Source organism: Parapedobacter sp. 2B3, from assembly GCF_041925275.1.
Taxonomy (GTDB): domain Bacteria; phylum Bacteroidota; class Bacteroidia; order Sphingobacteriales; family Sphingobacteriaceae; genus Parapedobacter; species Parapedobacter pyrenivorans_A.
In genome coordinates this window covers 124,558-131,067 of sequence record NZ_JBHEUZ010000014.1, presented here as the reverse complement: position 1 = coordinate 131,067, position 6,510 = coordinate 124,558, and the positions used below count along the sequence as shown (strand labels likewise).

Genomic DNA, 6,510 nt, shown 5'->3' with positions numbered 1-6,510 from the left:
GCCTTTGGCTAACACTTCCTACTGCTAAGCGTGTTCGGGACTTGCACCCTAGAGTTATCGCCCATGCCGGGCGCACATAAAAAAGGGCGTCCGGAGCAAAAACTCACAGACGCCCTACCATCGCACCCATGGCATTGTTTTAATAGGTAGTTGGCATTGTTTTAATAGGTTACTTCGTCAACCCACTCCCGATGCGTTCAAGCATCGCCTTGGTTTTCGCTATCCCTTCATTGGCCGTAAGGCTGTGGCCCTCGTACTCGATACCCGCGTAGCCCGTAAATCCGGCATCTTTTACCATGCGAAGGATACGGCCATAATCGATACTCGACTCATTGCCATCGGCATCAAAATCGTACGTTTTGGCACTTACCCCTTTGGCGAAAGGCAGTAGCTCTGCCGTGCCTTGGTAGCGGTCGTATTCCTCCAAGCATTCCGTTGCCAAATAGGCTTCGAGGGTCTGCTCCACCGGCTCGGTACGTTTGATACAGAAATTACCGATATCGGGCAATGTACCGCAATTGGGAAGCCCCACGGTTCGCATCACCCCGCTCAGCCACGTACCATTGGACGAATAGCCGCCGTGGTTCTCCACAATGACTGAAATACCGTGGTCGCTGGCAAACGTAGCCAGCTCGGTAAGGCTTTCGGCAGCGCATCGCGCCACCTCCTCGGCCGTACCCTCCCCCGCGGCATTCACACGGATGGCATGGCACCCTAAAAACCGGGCCGCCTCCACCCACTTGTAGTGGTTCTCTACAGCTGCCTTCCGCCGAGCCTGTTCGGTATCGCCCAAATCCCCCTCCAGATCGCACATGATGAGCACACTGGTGATGCCATGGTCGTCGCAGCGGGTTTTCAGCTCACCTAGGTATGCCCGGTCGGTCGCCTTGTCCTTAAAAAACTGGTTGACATACTCAACAGCGTCAACGCCAAAATTCTCCTTGGCATAAAATGGGAAGTCGAGGTGGTCCAGCTGGCCGCCAAAAAGGGCTCTATTCAAGGACCACTCGGCCAACGATATTTTGAAGAACAGCCCATTGCCGTCGGTCGTTTCCGATTGCGCCCCCGCTCCTTGGCCATTGCATGAAAGCAGGGGCGACAGGATGGGATAGGCGGCCGCAGCCGCCGCACCCATGCCCAATTGCCTTACGAATCTCCTTCTAGTACTCATCGTCGCATTTGTTTTGTAACCCTAATTCTGCACCAATGCGCCCCCGCTCCGATCGATCTGGTCTTGCGGGATGGGGAAATAATTATTCTTCTCTGAAAAAGTAAGCCCGCCATAGGCACCGATGAAACTTCCCTCAAACGTTGAATATCCTTCTAGCACCTGCTTGGCAATACCCCAACGGACCAAGTCGAAGAACCGGTGCCCCTCCAACGCTAGCTCCAACCGGCGCTCAAAGCGGATCGCATCCAGCGCATGCTCCTTGCCGGTGAATGCCGCGTAAGGTTGCACGTTGTAAGCGGCTACCGGGGTGCCTCCTACCGATTTATGCGGAAGCTTGGCGGCCCGTGCGCGTACGTTGTTTACCCGTGCCAAAGCGTAGGCCAGATCGCCTGCTTCGGCAGCGCATTCCGCCGCCATGAGATACACATCCGCCAGCCGGATGATGTTCACATTGAGCGATGTAACGTAGTTGGTGCCGCCAGATTGCGTATTGCCCGCAAAGTCAGCTTGGTCAATCATGTGCTTATAGGCAACGAACGGCCCACCGAATGCCGGATCCCGGAGCCAACCGTCGCCCGGCATCACACCCCAATCGTGGTAAGGCACGCCACGGCGGCCCACCGTATAATCTAATCGGGGGTCTACGGCAAGCGTATTGTCAACAGCATAATTGCTTTTGGCAGCGCCGGAGAGCCCGAAATCCGACTTATAGGGGTTGGTGCGGAAAGCGCCATCAAGCATCGGTAAACCCTGCGATGTAACCCGGAACGAATTAACCAGGTCAAAGCTCGGGTTGAAGAAACCGCAGCAGTTGGCCGGGGCCGAGCCGTACAAACCGCCCAGCATGTCGCCCACATTTGCGTTATCGCCACCCCCATCGGGATTGATGGCATGCTGCGCCGCGAAGATCGATTCCGGTCCGTTTTCCGTATTCACATCGAAATTATTCAGGAACGGAAGGGTTTCCAGATTGGGCCGGGCAGCGATGACTTCCTTAAATAACACCAGCGCTTCCGGGTATTTCTTTTGGTACAGATATACCTTACCGAGATACGCCTTAGCCGCGATCTGGTCTACCCGCCCCGCATCGCCTAAGGGTTTCGCATCCGAAAGGTTCTGCGCTGCAAACTGGAAATCCGCCTCAATCATCGGTAGCACATCCACATTGTTGGGCACCCTCGCCGCATCCGTGGTGGAAATGGTCTCGTCCACATAGGGGATGTTCCTAAATACCCGCCAGAGGAAAAAGTAGTAATGCCCACGGAGCATACGGGCCTCCGCTTCGATTTCTGCCGCCCGCTGATCGGAAAACCGATCGCCACTGCCCGATTCCTGCAGCACCTTGAGCTGGCGCAACGTGGCGTTGCAACGGGTAATGCCCTCATAGTAGTTGTTCCACATCGTGGAGAGGTGTTCGTTTACACTGATGGCATTGTGCATTTCAATATCGAACATCACCGCCTGGTCTGCCAATTCGCTTCCCTTGTGGGCATTATCGGCAGCCACCTCCCCAAACAGCCATTGGCTGGGTGCAGAGGCATAATTGCCCCATGTGCCGTCACGGTTGCCATTCATCAATCCGTAAGCGCCGGTAAGCATCCATTCAACCGCCTTGGTATTGCTTACCTGGTCATCGGTAAGTTGCCCTTGCGGATTGCGGTTCAAAAAATCCTCACTACACGCCCCTAAACTTAGCAGTGCGATGACTGCAACGTATTTATAATATCTTTTATAGCTTTCCATGTTGAAAATTCTTTAACAGTTAAGACCTATTCCGAAGCGCCATTAAAACGTAACACTTAAGCCCAACAGGTACTGGCGTGGCACGGGATATACACCCATGTCCACCCCGGGAGCCGAAAAAGTAGACGAGTATTGGCTCACCTCGGGATCCATGCCACTGTAACCGGTGATGGTAAACAGGTTGGTAGCGCTGGCATATATCCTTAAATTAGCGATTTTCCCCCAAAATAAACGTTCGCCGGGAACCGTATAACCCACCTGCACGTTCCTCATCCGGAAAAAGCTGCCATCCTGCACGTAGTAGCTCGACGACTGGTACTCGATGGTCGGGGCTTTCGCATTGGCAGACGGCATCATGCTCGTCGGATTGCTCGGGCTCCACGCATCCAGCGTACGGGTACTCACCGCACCGGGGAATGCATAAAAATCAGTGTACTGACGGGTCAGGTCAAACAGGTCATTACCCTGCGATCCGTTGAAAAACATGCTTACGTCGAACCGCTTGTAGGAAGCACCAAGGCTGAGGGAATAAATGAAATCGGGGTGCGGGTTGCCGATCACTGTGCGGTCGGCCCCATCAATAACACCATCTGGCGTCCCTTCCGGACCCGATATATCGGCAAACTTGAAACCGCCTATCCGTGCGTTCTCATACGAGGCGCTATTGGCGATGTCGGCATCGTCCTGGTAAATACCGGTTACCTGGTAGCCATAAAACGCACCGAAAGGAGCCCCGGCTTTCAACACCGAGGTGGTAACGCCGCGGAGGGTCAGGTAGGGTTGCTCGGTAACGGAGGGTGCCAGTTGTACGATATCGTTCGTGTAGCGCGAGAAAAATGCACCCACATCAAACTGGAATGGATGGTCGCTATCGGGTTGCGTATAATGGTAGTTCACCGAAACTTCAAACCCACTGTTCTTCATATCGCCCGAGTTGACAAACGGCGACGAGCCGGTGCCCACGGCCGCGGATGGTTGCGGAACAGGGTACAACACGCCGCTGGTACGCCGGTCAAACCAATCGATCGCACCGTCAATGGTACCATTGAAAAGCGTGAAGTCGAGCCCAACGTTCACTGATTTCATTTCTTCCCACTTCACATTCGGGTTATTGTAATTGCTGGTCCATAGTCCGCTGGAAAGTTCACCACCGCCCGCTATCGGGTAGAAAGACTGGCCCACGCCCGAGGCATACCGCCGCAAGAATTGGAAGGTAGGGATACGTTGGTTGCCCGTGGTTCCGTAGCCCGCCCGCAGCTTCAGGTCGTCTGCCCAGGTCACATTGCTCATAAAACTTTCACTGGATAACCGCCATGCCACGCTGGCTGCCGGAAATAAGCCGTACCTGTCGTCCGGTCCGAAAGCCGACGAACCATCGCGGCGGACGGTCGCCGACAGCAGATACCGATCATCGAATGAGTAATCGGCCCGGCCAAAGATGGAAAACAGCGCTCCCTCCGAACCCACGCTTTCGCCCCGGGTAACGGCCGCCGTGTTCAAGTAGTAGTAATTCAGGTCGCCGGAAATGAAGAAATCATTACCATTACCAACGAGTTCGTGCCATTTCGACTCCACCGCTTCGGTACCGGCAAGTACGGTGAGGTCATGGATCCCGCCAAACGTATTCTTATACGTTGCGGTATTGGTCCAGGTCCATTCGGTATTATACCCTTGGTACTCGCGCAGCGTGTTGTTCGTGAAACTACCTTCGGAACGCTCCGGGTTGGGGTAACCGATGGACTTGCCGTTATAGTTTTCATAACGCATACCGAAGGTGGTACGGAAGTTCAGCCCTTTCGCCAATTTGACATCGGCAAACGTGCTGCCAAAGAACTGGCCGCTGTTGTTGTCGTTGTCCTTTGAACGATAGAGCACCGAAAGCGGGTTATCGGCGTTCCCCATCTTGTCGCCGCGTGTACCGGCAAAATTGCCCATGATGTCGTACACCGGGATAATAGTTTGTATCCGGTAAGCCCACCCAATCGGCGATCCCTCACCTTGGTACGACCCCGCAGTGTTGACATTCACACCGAATCCATTGCCCCGGGTAAAGGAATATTGCATATTCTCACCGATGGTGACCCGGTCGTCCAGTAGGTTGAACGTGGTATTGCTACGGATGGTGAACCGCTCGAATGAGGTATGCTTATAGGTACCTTCCTGCTTGAATGCACTCCCGCTGATGGCATAGGTAGAACTTTCGCCGCCTCCCAGTATGCTTAGCTGGTAATTCTGCATGGGCGCGTTGCGCGTAATGGCGTCAAACCAATTGGTGCCCTCCTTATTGGCCCGTGTGATCTGGTAGAACTGGGCCGGGTCCATCGAATAATTGTAATTCGACGGATCTGCATCTGCTTCGGTAATGTTATGCCCGGTTACGGTGCCCGCCAAGAGGTAGTCGGGCAAGGTGGGACGGTTTGGGTCCGAGCCGTAATTGGTACCGCTCGTTTCGCTGGTACCCGGAGTTTCGCCCGCATTCAGGAAACGCTGGTAAACATATTCGCCAAACTGCTGCGGATTCAGGAATTCGGGAAACCGGTTCCTCATCGGGCTTTGGGTGCCGTAATAGGATTCAAACGTCACCCTTGGCACGCCCTTTTGCCCTTTCCGGGTTGTTACGATAACGACACCGTTGTTGGCACGGGCACCGTAGATGGAAGCCGCAGAGGCATCTTTCAGCACCTGCATCGACTCAATATCATTGGCATTCAACCACCCTAGTTTCCCTTCATAAGGCATCCCGTCAATAACGTAGAGCGGGTCGTTATTGTTGATGGTGCTGAACCCCCGGATACGGATCTGCGGGGTGGCACCGGGCGCTCCGTCATTGATGATCTGCACCCCCGTGGCTTTACCTTGGAGGGCTTCGATGGGGCTCGCCGCCGGTTGCTGCTTGAGGTCTTTCACATTCACTACCGCCACCGAACCGGTGAGGTCCTTGACCCGCTGCGCGGAATATCCCGTTACCACCACCTCGTCCAACGTGCTGAGCGACGCCTGTAGGGCGAGGTTGTACACGCGCCGGTTGCTATCCACCACAAACTCTTGGGCAGCAAACCCGATGTAGCTCACTTCCACTATTTCGTTGGGCATCACGGCCAACGAAAATTGGCCATTTGCATCCGTACTGGTGCCCCGGGCGGTACTCCTTACCTTCACCGCCGCACCCAGTATCGGCGCACCGTTACTGGCATCGGTAATCTTGCCTGTAATGGTTAATTCCTGGAAAATACTAAAAAGCAATATTTTGTCGTGTTCCACCTTATAATCAATGCCGATGGGTTTAAATACTTCATTAAGCACATCCGATAACTCGCCGTAAAGCGAGGCAATCTTGATTTTACGGTTGGTCTTGATGGCCGAAGAACTGTAAATAAAGTGCGCGCCCGATTGCTCCTCGAGCATGGTGATCAGTTCTTTAATCGTGGTACGTTTGCCAGCCAATTCGACCCTTTTGTCAAGCGCGCCCTGGGCATCCACTTCGGTTGCATGGCTTGTAAATACGACAATCGAAGTAATAAGGGCATATAAAAAGGTTAGTCTCATCGCAGTTTTGGTTAACGCAATAATTCGATCTTTTTTCATACTTTTGAAAA

General features: G+C 53.9%; 3 protein-coding genes. All 3 read right to left on the bottom strand.

The features are described 5' to 3' along the window. Window positions 1-169: 169 nt before the first annotated feature. From ACEVG1_RS15960 to ACEVG1_RS15950, 3 genes are read right to left on the bottom strand one after another with little or no spacing between them, the layout of a single operon-like run. Window positions 170-1,171 (bottom strand): sugar phosphate isomerase/epimerase family protein, encoded by a 1,002-nt coding sequence (locus ACEVG1_RS15960; protein WP_374744713.1) that lies wholly within the window; start codon window positions 1,169-1,171, stop codon window positions 170-172. Between the two features lie 21 nt (window positions 1,172-1,192). Further along, complete coding sequence (locus ACEVG1_RS15955; protein WP_374744712.1) at window positions 1,193-2,914, bottom strand: RagB/SusD family nutrient uptake outer membrane protein; 1,722 nt, start codon at window positions 2,912-2,914, stop codon at window positions 1,193-1,195. Window positions 2,915-2,956: 42 nt separating this feature from the next. Beyond that, window positions 2,957-6,460, bottom strand: coding sequence for a SusC/RagA family TonB-linked outer membrane protein (locus ACEVG1_RS15950; RefSeq protein ID WP_374744711.1), 3,504 nt, complete (start codon window positions 6,458-6,460; stop codon window positions 2,957-2,959). Between the last annotated feature and the right edge of the window lie 50 nt (window positions 6,461-6,510).

Coding starts and splice junctions, on each gene's coding strand:
- ACEVG1_RS15960 (WP_374744713.1), bottom strand. CDS start 1,171: ATGAGTACTAGAAGGAGATTCGTAAGGCAATTGGGCATGGGTGCGGCG.
- ACEVG1_RS15955 (WP_374744712.1), bottom strand. CDS start 2,914: ATGGAAAGCTATAAAAGATATTATAAATACGTTGCAGTCATCGCACTG.
- ACEVG1_RS15950 (WP_374744711.1), bottom strand. CDS start 6,460: ATGAGACTAACCTTTTTATATGCCCTTATTACTTCGATTGTCGTATTT.